Below are 20,288 nucleotides of genomic sequence, written 5' to 3'. Positions count from 1 at the left end.
GAAAACCCGCTGCCTGCGCAGCGGGTTTCCGATGAGTCGTTGCCGGCCAGCGGCCGGCACTACCCGGTCATGGTCAGAACTTGTAGTTCACGCCCAGCATATAGGTGCGACCCCACTCGATGTATTCCAGCGGGCGGTCCTTGCTGCCGGCGTAGGTGCGGTACGGCTCGTTGGTGAGGTTGCTGCCCTGCAGCAGCAGGGTCAGGCCCCGCAGGGCGCTGCTGTCGCTGAAGGTGTAGCTGACCTGCGCATCGGTCACGTTCTCGCCGACGACATAGCGCAGGCTGCGGTTGCCGTTGAAGTTGCCGATCTCACCGATGAAGTCCGAACGCCGGCGCTGGCTGACGCGTGCTTCAAAGCCGCTGCGCTCGTAATAGGCCGTGAAGTTGTACACGCGCTTGGACAGGCCCGGCAGGCTGATCGGGTCACTGCCTACGCTGGAGGCGCTCTCCGGATCCAGGATGGTGATGTCGCTCTTGTTGAAGGTCGCGCTGGCCTGCACGCCGAAGCCACGCAGGCTGTCGGTCAGCATGTCCAGCGGGAACGATGCGGTCAGTTCCAGGCCCTTCAACGTGCCGCCCTTGCCGTTCTGCGGGGCGGAGAAGGTGCCGGTGGTCAGCACCGGTGCCGTCATGCCCGGCGGCGGCACGTAGCTGCCCAGCAGCGAGGTGAAGTCGTAGTTGTCGACCGACTGGGTGTAGACGTAGCTCTTCAGGTCCTTGTAGAAGATCGCGGCGGCCACGTACGCCTTCTCGCCGAAGTACTTCTCATAGGACAGATCCAGCGCGGTGGCACGCCACGGGTCCAGCAACGGATTGCCGCCGCTGCCGCCGGGGCGGCCGGTGCCGGTGTCCACGCCGAACTCCAGGCCGGCGCGCATCTGGTCCACGCGCGGGCGCGCGACCTGCTTGGCGGCGGCGAAGCGCAGCGTCTGCTGGTGCGGGAACATGAAGGCCAGGTTCAAGCTCGGCAGCCAGTCGTTGTAGGTACGGCCGTTCGAATACGGCTGCACGTTGTTGCCGGCCGACTGCGAGCTGTCCCAGTAGCGCGAATCCGAACTCTGGTCGGTGTGCTGCATCTGCACGCCGATGTTGCCGCGCACGCCGACCACGCCGATGTCGGTGTTGATGTTCAGGCGCGCCCAGGCGGTAGTGATCTTTTCCTGCACCGACCACGACTTGGGAATCAGGTAGTCCAGGTTGTCGACCGGGTTGAAGGTCATGTAGCGACCGACCGCGGCCGGCACGTTCCAGGCCGGAATGGTGCCGAGGCCGGCGAAGCCCAGGTCGACCGGGCGGTACTGCAGGTCCGAGGCGATGTTGGCGTCGCCCTGGGCGCCGAGCAGGATGTTGCCTTCGGACTGGGTCTTCACCTTGCGGCGGTCGGCGTAGTTCACGCCGATGTCGATGTCCGGCGCCCACGAGGCGATGGCATCGGGCAGGGCGATGGTGGCGGCCAGCTTGCCACCCTTCAGGCGGTCTTCCACCTTCGGCACCTTGCCGTAGCCGGAACCGTAGATGGTGTTGGTCAGGAACAGGGCGTCGGGGTTGGAATAGTTCAGCCCCGGGCTGATCTGCGAGAAACCATCCTGGCGGATCGTCACGCCGATCGTATCCAGCTGCGGCATCGGAGTCAGCTGCAGGTTGTTTTCCAGGTTCAGCTCATCGCGCGTGGCCTTGGAGTAGTTCAGGTCGGCGACCAGCTTGACGCCGCCGAAGTTGAACTCGTTGTTCCAGCCGAACGCATCGATCTTGTCCTTGCGCTTGTTGTACATGCCGCGCACCAGCGGATACACGCCGCTGGCGGTGCCGCCGGTGAACGAGCCGTTGGCGTTGATCTGCGGGTTGCTGACCAGCAGGCCCGGGGTGTAGTTGCCGTTGTAGTTGCTGAGATTCAGCTCGAACTGGTTGGCGGTGTCGATCTGCTCGGCTTCGGTGTGGAACGCATCGAAGGTGCTGGTCCAGCTGTTGTTCGGCCGGAACTGGATCGTGGCCATCACGCCGTCGCGCTTGTTGTTGCCGGTGCGGCGCAGTGCCTTGATGCCATCGGAGAAGTAGGTGCCGGCGCCCACGCCCGGGCGGTCGCCCTTGTCGGTGTGCTCGGTGGTCCACGGCTCGTACAGGCCGACCTGGTTCTCCTGGATCGGCATGTCGCTGTGCGCGTAACCGATGGCGATGCCCAGGGTATTGTCGAAGAACTGGTCGATGTAGCTGGCGCTGAAACGGTTGCCATACGGATCGACGTTGGCAGCGCGGCCCAGCGAACTCTTCTGGTAGCGGCCGCTGACGGCGATCACGCGCTCGCCGAAGCTGAGCGGGCGTGCGGTCTGCATGTCGATGGTGCCCGACAGGCCCTGGCCGACCAGCGCGGCATCCGGGGTCTTGTACACGGTCACGCCGTTGACCAGCTCGGACGGGTACTGGTCGAACTCGACGCCGCGGTTGTCGCCGGTGCTGACCACTTCCCGGCCATTGAGCAGGGTGGTGGCGAAGTCCGGCGACAGGCCGCGCACGCTGATCACCTGCGCACGGCCGGCCACGCGCTGGGCGGCCAGGCCGGGCAGGCGCGAGATGGATTCGGCGATGCTGACGTCGGGCAGCTTGCCGATGTCTTCGGCGGAAATCGCCTCGACCACCGAGGTGGCGTCCTGCTTGACCGCGATCGCGCTCTCGATGCCGCGGCGGATGCCGGTGACCTGCACCGTATCCAGGTTGGTGGCGGCGGTGGCGGCCGGCGTGGTGGTGCTCTGCGTGGACTGTGCCGACGCCAGCGTCGGCGCCAGGACAACGGCCAGCGCGATGCTCAGCGCGCTGCGCTTGTGGTTCAACATTTTCCCCTCCCAGGCAATGTTGCAGATCGATTCGTGAACGTCCCGGAGTGACCGTGGACGTGCGACGCGGTGGCCGCTGTCGTCGCCGCTATGGTAGGCAGCGCGTTCTTCGCGGGAATCACCCTGCATACGTATTCAATGGCGTTTGCAGGGATGTAATCGCTTTCAGATCCTGCTTGCGGTGATGCCGGCCGGCGGCCGGCACTACCGGGGTATTCACAGCGGCGTGAAGCGAATGGCCTGCCCACCGCCCGGTGCCAGCACCAGCGTCAGCACGTCGGTGCTGGTCACCTCGCGGGTTTCGCGCGCGAAGGCGAATGGATTGCTGCGGAAATCCGCGCCCTCGCCATCGCGGTAGATCTCGGCGCGATAGCGCACGCCCGGCTCCAGGAAGCCCAGCGACACCGGCAGCACGCCGCCGTGTTCGTCGGTGATGCTGCCGAGGAACCAGTCACGGCTGTTGCGGTCGCGGCGCACGATCGTCACGTAGTCGCCCACTTCGCCATCGAGCACGCGGCTCTGCTCCCAGTCCACCGCCACGTCCTCGATGAAGCGGAATGCCTCGCGGTGCTGCAGGTAGTGCTCGGGCAGGTCGGCGGCCATCTGGATCGGGCTGTACAGCACCACATACAGCGCCAGCTGGCGGGCCAGCGTACTGGGGATGGCCTGGCCGTGGCGGCCCTTCAGGCTGAGGATGCCGGGGGTGTAATCCATCGGCCCGGCCAGCATCCGGGTGAACACCAGGTTGACCTCATGCTCGGGTGGATTCGGCGGTTGGCCCCAGGCGTTGTACTCCATGCCACGTGCGCCTTCGCGCGAGATCCAGTTGGGATAGGTGCGGCGCAGGCCGGTGTCCTTGATCGGCTCATGCGGGTTCACCGACAGGTGCCGGCGCGCTGCTTCCTGCACCACCTTCAGATGGTGGCGGGCCATGAACTGCCCGTCGTGCCACTCGCGCCACAGCGGGCCCCCCGTGGGATTGCGGCGGTCGACCTGGCCGTCGTCGCAGACGTAGCCGGTCTTGAACTGGTCCACGCCCAGCCGTGCGTACAGATCCAGCGCGGCGCCCAGCTGCTCCTCGTAGTGCTCGATGGCGCAGCCGGTTTCATGGTGGCCGATCAGGTGCACACCCCTTTTCAGGCCATACGCCGACAGCGCTTCAATGTCGAAATCGGGCGTGGCGCGGGTGAAATCGAAGTCGTAGCCATTGCCCACCCACATGCCGTCCCAGCCCGGGTTCCAGCCTTCCACCAGCACGCCACGAAAGCCGTGCGCGGCGGCGAAGTCGATCACCTTCTTCGTCTTGGCGGTGGTGGCCGCGTGCTTCGGTCCGGTCGCCCAGCTCTCATTGTCCAGGTGCATCGACCACCACACGCCGAGGTACTTGGCTGGCTTCACCCAGCTCACATCGCCCAGCGCATTGGGTTCGTTGAGGTTGAGGATCAGGTCCGATTCGACCAGCCCGCCGGCACGGTCGGCGATCTGCAGCGTGCGCCACGGCGTGGCGAAGGGCAGGGTACGGCGCACCTTCCAGCCTTCGGCCGCAGGCGAAAGCTGCGCGCGCAGGCGCTGGCCCTCGGTGCGGCGCAGCCACATGCCGGCGTAGTCCACCAGCGCGGCCTCGTGGATCGCCACATGCAGGCCATCGCGGCTGCGCAGGGTCATCGGCGTATGCACCAGCGGCACCTCGCGCAGTGGCGTGCGCTGGTACAGGTATTCGTAGTGGATCGGTTCGCCGGCGGGAATCCACCAGGCGGTGGAATCCTGCGCGATGGCGAACTCGGTCAGTTCGTCATCGATGATCGCTTCGCGCAGATTCGGCTGTTCGGGGAACACATAGCGGAAGCCGAGGCCATCGTCGTAGACGCGGAACACCACATCCAGCCGTCGCTTGCTGCCGGTGGTTTCGGCCAGCTGCAGGGTCAGCTCGTTGAAGTGGTTGCGGGTGAGCCGGCGCTCGCCCCACGGCTGCTCCCAGCGGTCATCGACGCTGCGTCGTTGCTGGCCCAGCAGGGCGAAATCGCGGTCCAGGCGGCCGTCGCGCAGGGCGAAGCCGAGCTTCGAATCCTCCACCACGGGCTCGCCGAAACGCTGGACGCGGTAGCGGACGGTGCCGCCGTCCAGCACGAGGCTGACCTTGAGCACCTTGCCCGGTGATTCGACGCTGGCGACCTGTGGCGCGGCCTGTGCCAGCGTGGCCACTCCCAACAGGGCCAGGCCGAACATGTGCGCGAACAGCGCGCGTACAACCGTGTGTGGCATCGGCATTTCCCCTCCCAAGGCGCCGTTGGCAGACCCGGACCATAAGCCAGTGCAGCAGGCGCGCTACCGCGTGGCGCCATGAATACGTATGCAGCTGGACGCAGCCGACAGCCCCGCGTCTACCATGGGGCCAAGGCACCTTGAGGGAGGGGCCGCGCCCGCCCGCCGGCAACGACGGTGCGGACCTACAACGCGTGCAGAGAGGGAGGGAGGCCGACGGGCGCAAGCCGGTCCGCCGCTTCGATGCTGAAGATCATTTGCCTGACCGCTGCCCTGGGGGCAGCGCTTGGATCGACCGCGCAGGCGGCCGACCTGCAATTCGACGGCCGCCATGCGCGCGCCGAAGCCGCTGCCAACGGCAGCTTTGTGCTGCATGCGCCGAAAGGTGAGGTGCGTATCGCGCCGATGCCGATGCGCAGCCAGACCGGTAGCGTGATGTTCGATGCCCTGTTCGCGCTGGCCCAGCAGGAGATGGACCAGGACCGCGTGGACGCGATTCGCGATCCCGCCTTCGACGAAGGCCGGCCGGTGCCGTGCGAGTGCTTCCAGACCGGCGCGCGCTGGCCCTATGTGTGGACCCGCGATGTCAGCTTCGCCGCCGATCTGGCGCTGGCGCGGCTGGACCCGCAACGCACGCGGCAGTCGCTGCAGTTCAAGCTGTCGGCGGCGCGCGACGGGCACACACCCGGCCTGTTCGTGGCGCAGGACACCGGTTCCGGTGGCAGCTGGCCGATCAGCAGCGACCGCGTGGTGTGGTTCCTGGCGGCACGTCACCTGCTGGAGGATCGCGCGTTTGCCGAGCAGGTCTGGCAGGCGCTGCAGGGCACGCTGGCGCAGGACCGCGCGATGGTGTTCGACGCGCAGGTGGGCCTGTACCGTGGCGAGACCTCGTTCCTGGACTGGCGCGAGCAGACCTATCCGGACTGGACCCGCGAGGACGTGCGCTTCATCGGTGATTCCTATGCGCTGTCCACCAACGTGCTGCACTATCAGGCACTGCGCCTGGCCGAACGCCTGGCCGGCCAGCATGGTGATGCCCGCGCGGCCGACTACAAGGCGTGGGCCGATGCGCTGGCGCAGCAGATCGATGCGCGCTTCTGGCGCGAGGATATCGGCCAGTACATGAGCTACATCGGCGAAGCCGCACACCCGGTACCGTATGCCAAGGTCGATCTGCTCGGCCTGTCGCTGGGCATTCTGGCCGAAGTGCTGCCGCCCGAGCGTGCGCGCCGTGCGCTGGCCGCCTACCCGATGGGACCGGCCGGCAGCCCGGTGGTCTGGCCGCAGGAGGCGCAGCAGCCGATCTACCACAACCGCGCGATCTGGCCGTTCGTCAGTGCCTACTCGCTGCGTGCGGCGCGGCAGCTGGATGATGCGCCGCGCATCGCCGCCGAAATCCGCTCGCTGATGCAGGGCGCCGCGCTGGCCGGTTCCAACATGGAGAACTACGAACTGGTCAGCCAGGCGGTGCATGTCGAGGAAGGTGCGCTGAGCGGCCCGGTGGTCAACTCCGAACGCCAGCTGTGGTCGGTGGCCGGGTATCTGTCGATGGTGATCGAAGGCGTGTTCGGCGTGCAGGACGATGGCCGCGTGCAGCCCAAGCTGCCGGCGGTACTGGTGCCCGAACTGTTCGGCACGCAGCCCCGCATCACGTTGGAAGCCAACGGCAAGCGCTATGTGCTGGAGCGCCCGCAGAACCTGGGCGGTGGCCTGCTGGTGGCCGGCAGAACCACCACGCGTGGCACGACCACTACGGTGCAGCTGGTCGCCGCCCCGGCAGCAACCGGTTTCGCTGCCACGACTGCGGATGCCAACGCGCGTGCGCCGGCAACACCGGCGGCGCCGCAGGCCCTGCGCAATGGCGCGGGCTGGAACGTTCCTGTGGCAGCCGGGCAGGTGCTGTGGATGGACGGCACGGTTGTCGCCGCCAGCAACGGCCAGGCGCACTTCAGTGACGATGGCCTGCAGCATTGCCTCAGCCTGACCCGGCGCGACGACGCATTGGAATCGCTGCATAGCCCGATGGTCTGCGTCGGTCCGCAGCAGGTGCTGAAGGGCGAGGATCGCTGGCAGTTCGCTTCGGCCAAGGCCGGGCAGGTGCGTCTTCGCCTGCAGTACCGCAATCCGAACGGGCCGATCAACACTGGCGTCACGGCTGCGGTCAAGCAGCTGGTGCTGCAGTGCCCGAGGCAGCCGTTGCAGCGGCATACGGTTGCGCTGCCGCACAGCGTGGCCGTGCAGGACTCGACCTCGGCGACATTCACGGTGCCCAAGGGCCGGTGCACGGTCGCGCTTGAACAAGGCTTCAACATGAGCGCGCTGCAGCATTTCGCGCACTACACCGGGGGCAAGGGCGGGCGCGATGGCGTGCTCAACCAGGCCCAGGTGCAGGCGCTGACGGTAGCACCCGTGGCGATGGACGAGGGCGCACGATGAATCGCCCCGCCAAACCGCAGCTGTCGTTCTGGCAGATCTGGAACATGTGTTTCGGCTTCCTTGGCATCCAGTTCGGATTCGCCCTGCAGAACGCCAATGCCAGCCGCATCTTCGAGACGCTGGGCGCGGACATCGATGCGGTACCGGGGCTGTGGATCGCCGCGCCGCTGACCGGCCTGCTGGTGCAGCCGGTGATCGGTTACCTGTCAGACCGCACCTGGACCCGCTGGGGTCGCCGTCGTCCGTACTTCATGATCGGTGCGGTGCTGACCACGCTGGCGCTGCTGGTGATGCCGAATTCGCCGGCGCTGTGGATCGCGGCCGGCACGCTGTGGGTACTGGATGCCTCGATCAACGTATCGATGGAGCCTTTCCGCGCCTTCGTCGGCGACCAGCTGGCACCGCGCCAGCGTCCGACTGGCTACGCCATGCAGAGCTTCTTCATCGGCGTGGGCGCCATCGTCGCCAGCTTCCTGCCGTTCATCCTGGCCCACTTCGGCGTCGCCAACACGGCCGCCGCAGGTGAGGTGCCGGACACCGTGCGCTATGCGTTCTACTTCGGCGCGGTGGTGCTGCTGGCGGCGATCACCTGGACGGTGGTCAGCACCCGCGAGTACTCACCGGCAGAGCTGGCAGGCTTCGATGACGCCGAGCCACCTGCGCATCACGCAGCGGCGGCGATCAACGGCCCGGCACCGTGGGCACAGGTGGTCGTATGGCTGGGGTTGGGCGTGCTGCTGGCGCTGCTGATCGCCTGGCGACAGGGCGACCGGATGCTGTACGTGCTGGCCGGCCTGTGCGCCGGCTACGGTCTGTTGCTGGCGCTCGCGCGCACGTTGCCGGCCACGCATATGCTGGCCGCCATCGTCGGCGACCTGCGCGCGATGCCGCTCACCATGCGTCGCCTGGCCTGGGTACAGTTCTTCTCGTGGTTCGCGCTGTTTGCGATGTGGATCTACACCACCGCCGCGGTGGCTGGCGCCCACTTCGGTTCGACCGAACCGGAGTCGGCGGCCTACAACGAGGGCGCCAACTGGGTGGGCGTGCTGTTTGGCGCCTACAACGGTTTCGCCGCGTTGGCGGCGGTGCTGATTCCACTCATGGTGCGTGCGATCGGCCTGCGCTGGAGCCACTTGGTCAATCTGTGGCTGGGCGGTGCCGGGCTGGTCTCGCTGATGTTCATCCGCGACCCGCACTGGCTGCTGCTGTCGATGGTCGGCGTCGGCTTCGCCTGGGCATCCATCCTCTCGCTGCCCTATGCACTGCTGTCCGACAGCGTGCCGGCGTCGAAGATGGGCGTGTACATGGGCATCTTCAATTTCTTCATCGTGATCCCGCAGCTGGTGGCGGCCAGTGCGCTCGGCTTCGCCCTGCGCACATTGCTGGGCGGCCAGCCAATGCATGTACTGGTGCTGGGCGGCTGCAGCCTGTTCGTTGCCGGCCTGTGCGTGCTGTGGGTTCCGTCCCGTCCGGAGGTGGTGTGATGCGTGGTGCGCTGTGTGTTGCTGTTTCCCTGATGCTGGCCGGCCATGCGGCGGCCGCGCCGCGCCCGGACTATGTGGGCACCACCGAACCGTTCGCCAGCGATGCGGTCTACTTCGTGGTCACCGACCGCTTCGTCAATGGTGATCCGTCCAACGACCATCGTGACCAGGGGGGCGCGCACCGCACCTTCGATATTCCGGTGCCATGCCCGGACAAGGTGGACGGCAACATCGGCTACCTCGGCGGCGACTTCCGCGGCGTGCTCGACAATGCGCAGTACATCCGCAACCTCGGCTTCGGCGCGGTGTGGATCACGCCCATCGTCGACAACCCGGACGAGGCCTTTACCGGTAGCAAGCCGATCAGCTGCACCAGCACGCTGACCGATCGTGGCAAGACCGGCTACCACGGGTACTGGGGCATCAACTTCTACAAGCTCGATGAGCACCTGCCCAGCAAAGACCTGGATTTCGCCGGGCTGACCAAGGGCCTGCACGGTGCTGGCTTGAAGGTGGTGCTGGACATCGTCGGCAACCACGGTTCGCCGGCCTGGACCATGCCGACACGGCAGCCGCAGTTCGGGCAGATCTTTGACAAGGATGGAACGCTGATCGCCGACCACCAGAACCTGCCGCCGCAGAAACTGGATCCGAAGCACAACCCGCTGCACGCGTTCTACAACAACATCGGTCCGGTCGACAGCAAGGACGGCTCGATCTTCAACGGCAACCTGGCCGAGCTGTCCGACTTCAACCAGGATAATCCGGCGGTGATGGACTACCTGGTCGGTGCCTACCTGCAATGGACCGCGCAGGGCGTGGACGCATTGCGCATCGACACCATCGGCTGGCTGCCGCATCCGTGGTGGCATGCCTTCGTCAAGCGCATCCGCGCCGAGCATCCGGGCATGTTCATGTTTGGCGAAGCCTTCGACTACAACGCGGCGACCATTGCCGAGCACACCTGGCCGGCCAACGCCAATGTCAGCGTGCTCGACTTCCCGCTGCGCGGCGCACTGGAGCAGACCTTCGGCACCGCCGGCAAGGGCTTCGAGACACTGGCCGAGCCGCTGCACCTGAGCGGGGGGCCGTACGCCAATCCGTACGAGCTGATGAGCTTCTACGACAACCACGACATGCCGCGCCTGCAGGCCAGTGACAACGGCTTCATCGATGCACACAACTGGCTGTTCACCGCGCGCGGCATTCCGGTGGTCTATTACGGCTCGGAGACCGGTTTCATGCGTGGCCGTGCCGAGCATGCCGGCAACCGTGCCTATTTCGGCCAGCCGCGTGTGGATGCTGCGCCGAAGAGTCCGATCTTCGCGCCGCTGCAGCGTATCGCGCGACTGCGCGAAGCCACCCCGGCGCTGCAGCGCGGCCTGCAGGTGAACGAGCGCCTGCAGGGCGATGAGGCGGTGTTCTTCCGCGTGCTGCAGCATGGCGAGGTGGCGCAGACCGCGCTGGTGCTGCTGAACAAGGGCGACCAGGCCAGGACTCTCACCGTGGCGCGTTACGTCCAGTCCGGCCGCTGGCGTGATGCGCTGGACGGTGGTTCGTTGCAGGTGGATGCCTCCCTGAAGGCCGAAGTACCCGCGCACGGCGTGAAGGTCTACGTGCTGGATTCCGCCGTGCAGCAGCCGGCGCTGCAGGCCGAGCTGGACAAGGCGATGGCCGACCAGAAGGCGCGGGACCAGCGTCTGGGGCGGTGAGGGCGCCGCCGGGCATGACCCGGCGCTTCCGCTCTGGTGGGTGCCAACCTTGGTTGGCACGCTTTCGAGCAGTCGAGCAAGCTCGACTCTACAATAGGCACCCCTCACGCCCCGCCGTATCGCCATGACCGACCTCGCCCCGCAGACCCCGATCGAAACCCTGCTGAAGGCGGCGATGGACGGGGCGGTGCCGATCCGCGCCTTCATGGAGGCCTTCGTCGCCTCCGAGGTGGTGCTGCTGACCGGCAGCCTGGTCACCCCTGACGGTAGCGGCTTCGACCCGCTGCTGTTCGACAAGCAGGGCACCCTGCATGTGGCGGTGTTCACCGATCCGTCGCGGGTGGGCATCTACAGCCAGCAGGCCGAACACCAGATCCGCTGGCTGATGCTGGACGTGCTGCGCCGCGTGCCGGGTGGCTATGGCGTGGTGATCAACCCGGGGACCTCGCTGGGCTTTGAGATCTCGCCCAGCGGCGTGGGCGAGATCCTGAAGGACTTCGCCCAAGGCTGAGTTGCCGCCTGCGGCTCCTGTAGAGTCGAGCATGGCTCGACTCCACAGAGGGCTTCCCTTCGAGCGCCGTCCGTGATCCTCTTGGGCAATATCGGGATCAAGGCATTGCCATGGAATTCAGGGAACTACCCGCCGACGCACCGGCACGGCAGCAATTGGCCCAGTGGTACCACGCGGAATGGGGCCAGGACGCCGGCCTGACACTGGAACAGGAACTGCAGCGGCTCAATCCGCCGCAGGATGCCGAAGGTTTCCCGCACCTGATCGCCGCCTTCGATGGAGACCAGTTGGTCGGTGCCGTGCAGCTCAAGCGCAGGGAGATGCAGGCATTCCCGCAGTATGAGCACTGGCTGGGTAGCGTGTTCGTGGCCGACAGCCATCGCGGGCGTGGGCTGGCCAGTGGACTGGTGGAGCAGGCAGCGGCGCAGGCGGTGCGGATGGGGGGTTCCGAGTTGTATCTACAGACCGAAGCGCTGGATGGCGGCCTGTACGCTCGGCTGGGCTGGAAGCCGCTGCAGGAAGCCGACAACCGCAGCTATCGCGTGTTGGTGATGGTGCGCAGGTTGGCCGCATGAACGCATCCACATCGCGTCATTCCCGCTCCGCCCTGATCTTCCTGATCGCGGCGATCGTTGCCGCGCTGGTGTCCATGCCCCTGCTGCGCGCGGTGGGCATGGTGCTGTGGCCGGTGTTCGTCATTGCCTGGCTGATCAACCTGGGCGCGGCCTGGCATCTGGCTCAGTGGGCGCGCCAGCAGGGCCGTTCGGCGTGGGCATTCGGGTTGCCGGCGGCGCTCGGCACCGTCGCCTCGATCGTGGCCTATGTGCTGCTGGCGTTGCTGGGGCCGAAGGCCCCGGTGCGCTGAACCTTCGCGGCTGTCGTGGACAATGTGCGGAGCATGGCTCGGCACTACAGTAGGGCGAGCCAAGCCAAGCCAAGCCCGCACGTGTTGCGTGGAGCGCCGGCGCATAGGCCGGCGCCCCGTTGCCTCACATCGTTACCTTGCGCCGGTTGTCATCGCTCACCCGGTCGATCAGCTTGTTGTAGGGATCGAAGCCTGCTTCGTCCGGCTTTTCATCCACCGTCACTGTGATCTTCGGCTCGGCGCTGGTGATGTGGTGGCGCTGCAGGTACAGCACCTTCTGGTCGCGCTCCTTGCCCGACGGACCATTGGCGAACACGCCGACCTCGACCCAGTCATCCAGCTTTCCGTCGCTTTCCTTGCCCTTGCCGTCGGCGTACTGCTTGGCGGCGTACAGGTCCAGGGTCACGTCGTAGCGGCCGTCATCGCGCTTGCGGGCGCTGGCGGCCATCACGCGGTTGTCGTAGAAGCTGATCTTCTCGAACAGGTCGGTGACCAGCTGCTGGCGGTCGGCCGGGGTCTCGGCCCTGATGTAGTCCAGCAGCTCGCGTGAGGTGGTGTACGGCGGTTGCTGGTACCCCTTGTCCTGCAGGAAGCGCTTCAAGGCCCGGTTCAGCGCCTGCTCGCCGATCTCCTCGCGCAGCCGGTAGAACACCAGCGAACCCTTCTGGTAGTGGATGTACTGCTGGTTCTCCACACGCTCCAGCGGCTGTTCCTCGATGGCCTCGCCGCCGCGGCCGGAAAGGTAGCCGTCCAGTTCGCGCTTGAGGAACTGGCGCATGTGCTGGCGGCCGTACTCCTGCTCCATCACCATCAGTGCCGAATACTGCGACAGCGATTCGGACAGCACCGTCGCGCCCTGCACGTTGGCACCGATCACCTGGTGCGCCCACCACTGGTGCGCGATCTCGTGCGCGGTTACGTAGAACACGTAGTCCACCTTGTCCGGGTCACGCAGGTCGGCGATGAAACCGATGGCCTCGGAGTAGGGGATGGTGTTGGCGAACGACTGCGCGAAGCGGGCATAACCCGGGAACTCGATGATGCGCACCTGGCGATGCTGGTACGGGGTGAAGTTCGCCTCGTAGTAGGCCAGCGATTTCTGCACCGCTTCGATCATCCGGTCCACGTTGTAGCCGTGCGCCGGGTCGAAGTAGACCTCCACCGGGATGTCCTTGTACTTCGCCTTGCGCACCTCCCAGCGTGCCGACAGATAGGCGTAGAAGTTCAGCATCGGCCGGTCCATGGCATAGCTGAAGCAGCGCCGGCCATTGACCGTGGTCTCGTGCTGCAGGTAACCCGGCGCCAGTGCCACCTGGTCCGGCGCAGTGCAGACCGTGGTGCGGAAGTCGAGCCAGTCGGCATCGTTGGAGATGTAGGTGTTGGCACGTGCGGTTTCGTCTTCCAGCTTGGGCATGCGCCGCGGCTCACCCAGGTCGCGCTTGCGGCGCTCGTTGCGGTCGCTGATCTCGGCGCCTTCGTTGTAGCCAAAGGAAGGCAATACGCGGCTGTTGAAGAACGTGCCGTTGTCCACGATGTTGCTCGGTGCCTGGCCGGCGGTGATGCCGTTGGGCTTCTGCACCACCCGGAAATGCACGCTGCGGGTTTCACCCGGTTGCAGCGGTTTCTGCAGGCGGTAAATGCGGTAGCCGAGATCGGCGTCGTGCATCGCCAGCGTCTGCCCACCCAGGTCGACCGCGACCAGTTGCTTGTCATCACCCATCGAGACGTGCACGTCCTCGATCGGCGTGGCGTGGGTGTTGCGCACCGTCCAGTTCGCATCGATCACCATCGACTGCGATTCCGGGAACAGGTCCACACGATTGTCCACCGCCACGATGCGAGGCTGCGGCAGCGTGCGGTACTTCGACAGCTCGCGTTCGTAGCGGGCCTGCAGATCCAGCTGCTGGTCGGGCGAGACGAACTCGTTGCGGATGTTGGTGCTCCAGTACAGCCAGCCACCCAGGCCGACGAAGGCCAATGCGGCGACTCCGGCGAAGACCCCGGTCGGGCCGCGCAGGCGGCGGCCGGCCAAGGCCAGGCGCTGGCGCAGGCCCTGGCTGACACCTCGTACCCAGAAGGCTGACGCCAGGCACATCAAGGTCAGCAGGAACAGGGCCCAGTAGCCCTGGAACGCCAGTTGCCCGGTCAGGAAGTGGCCGTAGCCGTTCATGTCCGAATAGGGCGCGTTGGGCCAGCTGCCGAAGTTGTACAGGTTCTGCGTGTAGTCCAGCAGGCCGAGCACGCCCTGGCCGATCATCACCACGATCAGCAGCGCGTAGCCGACGAACTTGTTGTTGGTGAGCACCTGCAGCACCAGCGCCAGGCCCCCCATCAGGATGTAGACCACCGAATCCAGCGCCAGGCTGCGCAGGTACAGCAGCGGCTCCAGATGCGTGTAGCCCTTGGCCAGCTGAACGCCCATCGCCGCCAGCGCGCCGGCGGCCTGGAAGCAGATGATCACGGCCAGCAGTGCGGTGAACTTGGCCAGCAGCGGCACCCAGTTCGGCACCGGCATGGCATCGGTCACTTCATTGATGCGCGCACTGCGTTCCTTCCAGACCAGCTCACCGGCGAAGAACAGCACGATGATCACCAGCAGCCAGCTGAAGGCACCCTGCAGGCCCATGATCATCTGCGAGGTGACCGGCCAGATCGAGGTGCCGTACAGGGTCTGCCGGAACAGCGCGCTGGGCAGGAAGTTGGCCAGGCCCAGTACCAGCAGCACGATGAACGGCACGCTGCGCAGCACGCCGCGTGTATCGAAGCGGACCTGGCGCAGGAACTGCTGCCACGCCGTGGTGGCGGTGAACGCCGGTACCACGCGCGGCAGCGTCGCGCGGCTGGGACGGACCACGCTGGCATCGGCAACCGGTTGCGCCTGCCTGCGGCCCCAGCGCCGACGGCCACTGCCGCTGCGTTCGGTGCGGAACAGCGCGAAGGTGGCGGCGAACAGCGCGGCAGCCACACCCAACCACAGAGCACGGTTGGCCAGCAGGTAACCAGCCAGCTCGGGAATCCCGTTGTTGCGTTCGGCGGTGGACCAGTAGCGGATCGTGCGGCCCAGTGCGCGCATGCCCAGCGGTTCGCTCAGCACCGCGATCCACGTATTGTCGATGTCGCGCAGCAGGGCCGCGCTGGCGCCGTACAGCACCAGGTAGGCCACCAGGCCGATGTAGACCCACAGGATCGAGCGGGTCAGCGCCGCCAGTAGTGACAGCAGCGCGGTGGTGAACAACAGGTTCGGAATGACGATGACCGCGAACGTCCACGCATAGCCCTGCCAGCTGATCGGGCCCATGCGCTCGGGATCGACCCACGGCATGAACGGCGCCAGCCACAGGCCGAATGCGATCAGCACGTAGACCAGCAAGCCTGCCGCCAGGGCGGCGGCGATGCGTCCGGCCAGGTAGTCGCGGCGTTTCACCGGGCTGGCGAAGATCAGTTCGGCGGTGCCGAGTTCGAAGTCACGCAACAGCGCGTTGCTGACGAACAGCGCGGTGACCAGCATGCCGAGCAGGGTGAAGATGCCCAGCATCTGCGCGATCACGGTGGGCGCGTTGCTGTGCACGTTGCCGGCGCCGCCACCGATCTGCACCGCGTCGCTGGAGGCGGCGGCGAAGGCGAGCAGGGCGAACAGCCCGGCCAGCAGCCACAGCAGCGGGGAGCGCAGCTGCTCGCGCAGCTCGAAGCGGAAGAAGTTGAGGATCATGGCGTGCTCCGCTCAGGCTGCCGCGCGGGCACGGGCCTGCAGGCGCAGGCGCTGGAAGTACACGTCCTCGAGGTCGGGAGCCACGGCCGCAAAGCCGTCACCGGGGTCGTTGGCGCTGTGCACGTGGATCACCGGGCGGCCACCGACCAGGCGGGTCGACAGCACCACGTAGCGCGCTTCGTGGTCGGCCAGTTCCGAAGGATCGACCTGCTTGCGCCAGACCTGGTGCTGCAGGGCGTCGATGGCTTCGGCAGGACGGCCGGTCAGCAGCACCTGGCCCTTGTTCATGATCGCCATCGTCGGGCACAGATCGGTCACGTCCTCGACGATGTGGGTGGACAGGATCACCGCCACGTTCTCGCCGATGGCCGCCAGCAGGTTGAGGAAGCGGTTGCGCTCTTCCGGGTCGAGGCCGGCGGTGGGTTCATCGACGATCACCAGCCGCGGGTCACCCAGCAGCGCCTGGGCAATGCCGAAGCGCTGGCGCATGCCGCCGGAGTAGGTGCCCAGCTTGCGTTTGCGGGCATCCCACAGGTTCACCTGCTGCAGCAGCCCATCGACCACCTCGCGGCGCTGCGCGCGCTGGGTCAGGCCCTTGAGCACTGCGAAATGTTCCAGCAGGTCCAGCGCGCTGACTTTCGGGTACACGCCGAAATCCTGCGGCAGGTAGCCCAGCCGGCGGCGCACCGCGTCCTTGTCGCGCAGTACGTCGATCGGCGCCTCGCCTGGAATGGTGAGCGTCGCCGTGCCGCTGTCGGCCTCCTGCAGGGTGGACAGCGTGCGCATCAGCGACGACTTGCCGGCGCCGTTGGGGCCGAGCAGGCCGAACATGCCGCGCGGGATGTCCAGGTTGACGTTGTTGAGGGCATGCACGCCGTTGGCGTACGTCTTGGACAGCGAATCGATCTTCAGCATGCGACGTACACCTTTCCATGGGCGATGTCTGCGCGTTATCCGCGCATCAGCCTCCGTGCGCATCCGCCGTTGGTCATGGGGGGAGAATTCCGCCGTCGCACGTTGGGGCGTGGCGGGAGGCCTGGCGGCGCTTACCGGCGCAGCGACGATTCCCGCACCACCAGCTTCACCGGGATGCTCTGGCTCTCCACCGGCTGCCGGCCGATCAGCGCCAGCAGGCGTTCCACCAGCAGCTGGCCGGCCTGCTTGGTGTCCTGCTGCACCGTGGTCAGCGCCGGGGATACCGAGGCTGCCAGCGGGATGTCGTCGAAGCCGGTCACCGCCACGTCCTGGGGCACCCGCAGGCCGGCCTCGCGCAGGGCCCGCATCGCGCCGATGGCGATCAGGTCGCTGGCGGCGCAGATCGCATCGATCGGTTCACCGCGCGCCAGCAGCGCCTGGCAGGCCTCCTGGCCGGAAGCCTCGGTGGTGATCGCATCGTGCTGCAGCGCCGGTTCGGCGGCCAGGCCGTGGTCCTGCAGGGCCGCGACATGGCCGCGGTAGCGCTCCTGGAATTCGGGGTAATGGCTGGAGGCATGGCCGAGGAAGGCGATGCGGCGGCAGCCCTGCTGCAGCAGGTGGGTGGTGATGTCGTGCCCACCCTGGAAGTTGTCGCTGCCGATCGAGACACCGGGTTGGCCGGGCAGGGCGGCGCCCCAGCGCACGAAGTGCGTGCCCTGTTCGACCAGCCGCTGCAGGCGGTCGCGCGATTCGTGGTAGTCGCCGTAGCCCAGCAGGATGATGCCGTCGGCCTTGTTGCTGTCCTCGTAATCGGCCTGCCAGTCGGTGGACAGCTGCTGGAACGAGACCAGCAGGTCCTGCCCATGCAAGGCGCAGGCACGGGTGATCGAGCCCAGCATCGAGTGGAAGAACGGGTTGATCAGCGAGTCGTCGTTGGTCGGGTCCTCGAAGAACAGCAGGGCCAGCGTGCCGGCGTTGCGCAGGCGCAGGCTGGAGGCGTTCTTGTCGACCTTGTAGTTCAGCTCGCGGGCGATGCGCAGGATGCGCTCGCGGGTCTCGGCATTGACCATCGGGCTGCCACGGAGCGCCCGCGACACGGTCGGCTGGGAGACCCCGGCCAGGTGGGCGATGTCCAGGGAGGTGGCTTTGCCTTTGATCGTCATGGGCACGCGGAGGGGGCAGGGGAAAGGTGCCCGGGCATGATGCCATGGGGTGGCTGCAGGCAGTCCCGGCCGACGCCGCTTGTGGTCAAGGTCGCGGGTGTGCGACGGTCAGTGCCACAGCCTGATGGAGCCAAGCGGTGTCCTTTCGCCTGTACCCGGATGTTCCGGATGATTTCGAGGCGCGGATCCGTATCCTCGCGCCGGAGGAGGGCGGGCGACGCAGCCCGGCCCGGAACGGTATCCGCTGGGACTTCGCCTACGCCGATGACGCCGGGGCGCCAGAGCTGTTCATGATCTGGCCCGACTTCCGGCACGCCGAGGGCGACAGCTGGGCGAGCGAGCTGCCGCTGCCGGTGGGAGAGTCCCTGTTGGCCGGCCTGACCGTGGTCAATGAGGTGCTGAGGGCTGGGCTGCACCGGGAGCGTATCCGGCCGGGCGTGCGCTTCCACTGCCATGAAGGGCCCAAGGTGGTGGCGGTGGGGGAGGTTACGCGGGTCACCGGCCTTCTGCTGGATCGCCCCCCGCTTCGTTGAGGCCGGTTCCGACCCGGATCGGCCGGATTCCCGACGGGCCGGGGGCGAAGGGAATGGTAAGATGCCTCGTTCCGATATCCCCCATTCGCAACCGTGGGAGGTCCAGCGTATCGGCACCCCGCCGGGTGTGCTATCACTGGTCCAGCCCCGGACAACGGAAGAATCCATCTATGGCGCGCGGCATCAACAAAGTCATCCTGGTCGGCAATCTCGGCAACGACCCGGACGTGAAGTACACCCAGAGCGGCATGGCGATCACCCGCATCAGCCTGGCCACCACCAGCGTCCGCAAGGACAAGGATGGCAACCAGCAGGAACGTACCGAATGGCACCGTGTGGTGTTCTTCGGCAAGCTCGGAGAGATCGCCGGCGAGTACCTGCGCAAGGGCAGCTCGGTCTACGTCGAAGGCAGCCTGCGCTACGACAAGTACACCGGCCAGGACGGCGTGGAGAAGTACTCCACTGACATCGTCGCCGATGAAATGCAGATGCTGGGCGGCCGCGGTGAAGGCGGCGGTGGCGGCGGTGGTGGCAACTACGGCGGCGAGCGCCCGCAGCGCCAGCAGGCTCCGCGCCAGGAGTACGGCGGCGGTGGCGGCGGCCAGCGTGGTGGCCAGGGCGGTGGCTATGGCAACCAGGGCGGCAACCAGGGCGGCGGTTACGGCAACCAGGGTGGCAACCAGCGTCCGCAGCCGCAGCAGGCGCCGCCGATGGATGACTTCGCTGACGACGATATTCCGTTCTGATCGAACGCTCGTTCGCAGCAGAAAAGAAAGCCCCGCTCATGCGGGGCTTTTCTTTGTCTGCGATTCCTGCGGAGTTGTGCTTCGCAGCATCAGTTTTCGTGCACCGCGACTTGCAAACAGACAATTTCCTCCCCTATGGTGCAATCGATTGCATTGCTGTGAATCGTTGCGTTTGATACCGGTTGGGAGGCCGGAAGGTGGATGTCCATCCATTCGATCAGACCGGCTCCTTCGAGGGGGCTCACGCGGCGCGATGCGTTGCGCATGGCGGTTGCTGGAGGCGTAGCTCTGGGTACTGCGGGAGCGTTGCCTGCATTCGCCGCCACGGCGCCGCTCAAGGGCAACCTGAAGCACTCCGTGGCCCGCTGGACCTTCCCGCAGCTGTCCGTCGCCCAGCTTTGCGCGACGGTAAAGGACATTGGTTTTGCCGCGATCGACCTGGTCGGCCCGGAAGACTGGCCCACGCTGAAGGCCCATGGCGTCTACAGCTCGATGTGCAACGGCGCGGAGCTGGGCCTGACCAAGGGCTTTGCCGGCCGCGAATTCCATGACCAGCTGGTGGAACGCTACACGCGGCACATCGATCTGGTGGCCGATGCCGGCTATCGCAACCTCATCTGCTTCTCAGGCAATCGCAACGGCATGGATCCCCGCGACGGCATGGCCAATGCCGAGGCTGGCCTCAAGCGCATCCTCGGGCATGCCGAGAAGCGCGGCGTGGTGCTGGTGATGGAGTTGCTGAACTCCAAGGTCGACCATCGCGACTACCTGTGCGACCACTCGGCCTGGGGCGTGGAGTTGTGCCAGCGGCTCGGCTCGGACAACTTCGGCCTGCTCTACGACATCTACCACATGCAGATCATGGAAGGCGACATCATCGCCACCATTGGAAAACACCACGCCTGCTTCAAGCATTACCACACCGCAGGCGTGCCTGGCCGGAACGAGATCGGAGACCAGCAGGAGCTCCACTATCCGGCCATCTGTCGCGCGATCCGCGACACCGGTTTCAAGGGGTATCTGGCGCAGGAGTTCACGCCTTCAGCGGCCGACCCCGTTGCCTCATTGCGCGAGGCGATCCGCCTCTGCGACGTCTGAAACGATATCCACCCAGGTGAGAAA

The 20,288-nt window shown here is 66.5% G+C and carries 14 protein-coding genes; 9 read left to right on the top strand and 5 right to left on the bottom strand.

What is annotated here, in order from left to right:
• Window positions 1–73: 73 nt before the first annotated feature.
• Together AC13GF_RS01970 and AC13GF_RS01965 are read right to left on the bottom strand one after the other, a co-directional pair.
• Window positions 74–2,830: a TonB-dependent receptor gene (locus tag AC13GF_RS01970; protein WP_483003001.1), complete on the bottom strand. Its 2,757-nt coding sequence runs from the start codon at window positions 2,828–2,830 to the stop codon at window positions 74–76.
• Window positions 2,831–3,046: 216 nt separating this feature from the next.
• Window positions 3,047–5,098: a glycoside hydrolase family 97 protein gene (locus AC13GF_RS01965; protein ID WP_483002999.1), complete on the bottom strand. Its 2,052-nt coding sequence runs from the start codon at window positions 5,096–5,098 to the stop codon at window positions 3,047–3,049.
• A 237-nt stretch (window positions 5,099–5,335) separates the two neighbouring features.
• Between AC13GF_RS01965 and AC13GF_RS01960 the strand changes: the two genes are divergently transcribed.
• The 6 genes from AC13GF_RS01960 (at window position 5,336) to AC13GF_RS01935 (ending at window position 12,100) form a co-directional block, all read left to right on the top strand.
• Complete coding sequence (locus tag AC13GF_RS01960; RefSeq protein WP_483002997.1) at window positions 5,336–7,528, top strand: glucosidase family protein; 2,193 nt, start codon at window positions 5,336–5,338, stop codon at window positions 7,526–7,528.
• A complete protein-coding gene (locus AC13GF_RS01955; protein ID WP_483002995.1) occupies window positions 7,525–9,012 on the top strand; it encodes an MFS transporter in 1,488 nt (495 codons plus the stop codon). Before AC13GF_RS01960 ends, AC13GF_RS01955 begins: the two co-directional genes overlap by 4 nt.
• Complete coding sequence (locus tag AC13GF_RS01950; protein WP_483002993.1) at window positions 9,012–10,724, top strand: alpha-amylase family glycosyl hydrolase; 1,713 nt, start codon at window positions 9,012–9,014, stop codon at window positions 10,722–10,724. Before AC13GF_RS01955 ends, AC13GF_RS01950 begins: the two co-directional genes overlap by 1 nt.
• A 124-nt stretch (window positions 10,725–10,848) precedes the next feature.
• A complete protein-coding gene (locus tag AC13GF_RS01945; RefSeq protein ID WP_049462191.1) occupies window positions 10,849–11,235 on the top strand; it encodes an SseB family protein in 387 nt (128 codons plus the stop codon).
• Between the two features lie 110 nt (window positions 11,236–11,345).
• On the top strand, window positions 11,346–11,810 hold the full coding sequence (locus AC13GF_RS01940) for a GNAT family N-acetyltransferase (protein ID WP_483002991.1): 465 nt from the start codon (window positions 11,346–11,348) through the stop codon (window positions 11,808–11,810).
• A complete protein-coding gene (locus tag AC13GF_RS01935; protein ID WP_483002989.1) occupies window positions 11,807–12,100 on the top strand; it encodes a hypothetical protein in 294 nt (97 codons plus the stop codon). The genes AC13GF_RS01940 and AC13GF_RS01935 overlap by 4 nt, the downstream gene beginning before the upstream one ends.
• Window positions 12,101–12,224: 124 nt before the next feature.
• Here AC13GF_RS01935 and AC13GF_RS01930 read toward each other — a convergent pair whose 3' ends face one another.
• The 3 genes from AC13GF_RS01930 to AC13GF_RS01920 form a co-directional block, all read right to left on the bottom strand.
• On the bottom strand, window positions 12,225–15,809 hold the full coding sequence (locus AC13GF_RS01930; RefSeq protein ID WP_483002987.1) for an ABC transporter permease/M1 family aminopeptidase: 3,585 nt from the start codon (window positions 15,807–15,809) through the stop codon (window positions 12,225–12,227).
• Window positions 15,810–15,821: 12 nt separating this feature from the next.
• Entirely contained in the window at window positions 15,822–16,724 is a 903-nt protein-coding gene (locus AC13GF_RS01925; RefSeq protein WP_024956967.1) for an ABC transporter ATP-binding protein, read from the bottom strand.
• Between the two features lie 131 nt (window positions 16,725–16,855).
• A complete protein-coding gene (locus AC13GF_RS01920; protein ID WP_024956968.1) occupies window positions 16,856–17,887 on the bottom strand; it encodes a LacI family DNA-binding transcriptional regulator in 1,032 nt (343 codons plus the stop codon).
• 137 nt (window positions 17,888–18,024) lie between these two features.
• Here AC13GF_RS01920 and AC13GF_RS01915 point away from each other — a divergent pair, with 137 nt between their 5' ends.
• From AC13GF_RS01915 to AC13GF_RS01905, 3 genes are all read left to right on the top strand, one after another.
• Window positions 18,025–18,420: a hypothetical protein gene (locus AC13GF_RS01915; protein ID WP_154267733.1), complete on the top strand. Its 396-nt coding sequence runs from the start codon at window positions 18,025–18,027 to the stop codon at window positions 18,418–18,420.
• 170 nt (window positions 18,421–18,590) lie between these two features.
• Window positions 18,591–19,166, top strand: coding sequence for a single-stranded DNA-binding protein (locus AC13GF_RS01910; RefSeq protein ID WP_059033488.1), 576 nt, complete (start codon window positions 18,591–18,593; stop codon window positions 19,164–19,166).
• A 201-nt stretch (window positions 19,167–19,367) separates the two neighbouring features.
• Window positions 19,368–20,264, top strand: a complete 897-nt coding sequence (locus AC13GF_RS01905; protein ID WP_483002984.1) for a hydroxypyruvate isomerase family protein — start codon at window positions 19,368–19,370, stop codon at window positions 20,262–20,264.
• Window positions 20,265–20,288 lie beyond the last annotated feature (24 nt).

The organism is Stenotrophomonas sp. 22LJNL06-5-1 (genome assembly GCF_056861455.1).
This window is presented reverse-complemented; position numbering and strand designations above follow the sequence as displayed.

Bases quoted from the DNA above. Each gene is read 5' to 3' on its own strand.
- AC13GF_RS01940 (WP_483002991.1), top strand. From the start codon at position 11,346: ATGGAATTCAGGGAACTACCCGCCGACGCACCGGCACGGCAGCAATTG.
- AC13GF_RS01955 (WP_483002995.1), top strand. From the start codon at position 7,525: ATGAATCGCCCCGCCAAACCGCAGCTGTCGTTCTGGCAGATCTGGAAC.
- AC13GF_RS01950 (WP_483002993.1), top strand. From the start codon at position 9,012: ATGCGTGGTGCGCTGTGTGTTGCTGTTTCCCTGATGCTGGCCGGCCAT.
- AC13GF_RS01935 (WP_483002989.1), top strand. From the start codon at position 11,807: ATGAACGCATCCACATCGCGTCATTCCCGCTCCGCCCTGATCTTCCTG.
- AC13GF_RS01970 (WP_483003001.1), bottom strand. From the start codon at position 2,830: ATGTTGAACCACAAGCGCAGCGCGCTGAGCATCGCGCTGGCCGTTGTC.
- AC13GF_RS01960 (WP_483002997.1), top strand. From the start codon at position 5,336: ATGCTGAAGATCATTTGCCTGACCGCTGCCCTGGGGGCAGCGCTTGGA.
- AC13GF_RS01925 (WP_024956967.1), bottom strand. From the start codon at position 16,724: ATGCTGAAGATCGATTCGCTGTCCAAGACGTACGCCAACGGCGTGCAT.
- AC13GF_RS01930 (WP_483002987.1), bottom strand. From the start codon at position 15,809: ATGATCCTCAACTTCTTCCGCTTCGAGCTGCGCGAGCAGCTGCGCTCC.
- AC13GF_RS01965 (WP_483002999.1), bottom strand. From the start codon at position 5,098: ATGCCGATGCCACACACGGTTGTACGCGCGCTGTTCGCGCACATGTTC.
- AC13GF_RS01910 (WP_059033488.1), top strand. From the start codon at position 18,591: ATGGCGCGCGGCATCAACAAAGTCATCCTGGTCGGCAATCTCGGCAAC.
- AC13GF_RS01945 (WP_049462191.1), top strand. From the start codon at position 10,849: ATGACCGACCTCGCCCCGCAGACCCCGATCGAAACCCTGCTGAAGGCG.
- AC13GF_RS01905 (WP_483002984.1), top strand. From the start codon at position 19,368: ATGTCCATCCATTCGATCAGACCGGCTCCTTCGAGGGGGCTCACGCGG.
- AC13GF_RS01920 (WP_024956968.1), bottom strand. From the start codon at position 17,887: ATGACGATCAAAGGCAAAGCCACCTCCCTGGACATCGCCCACCTGGCC.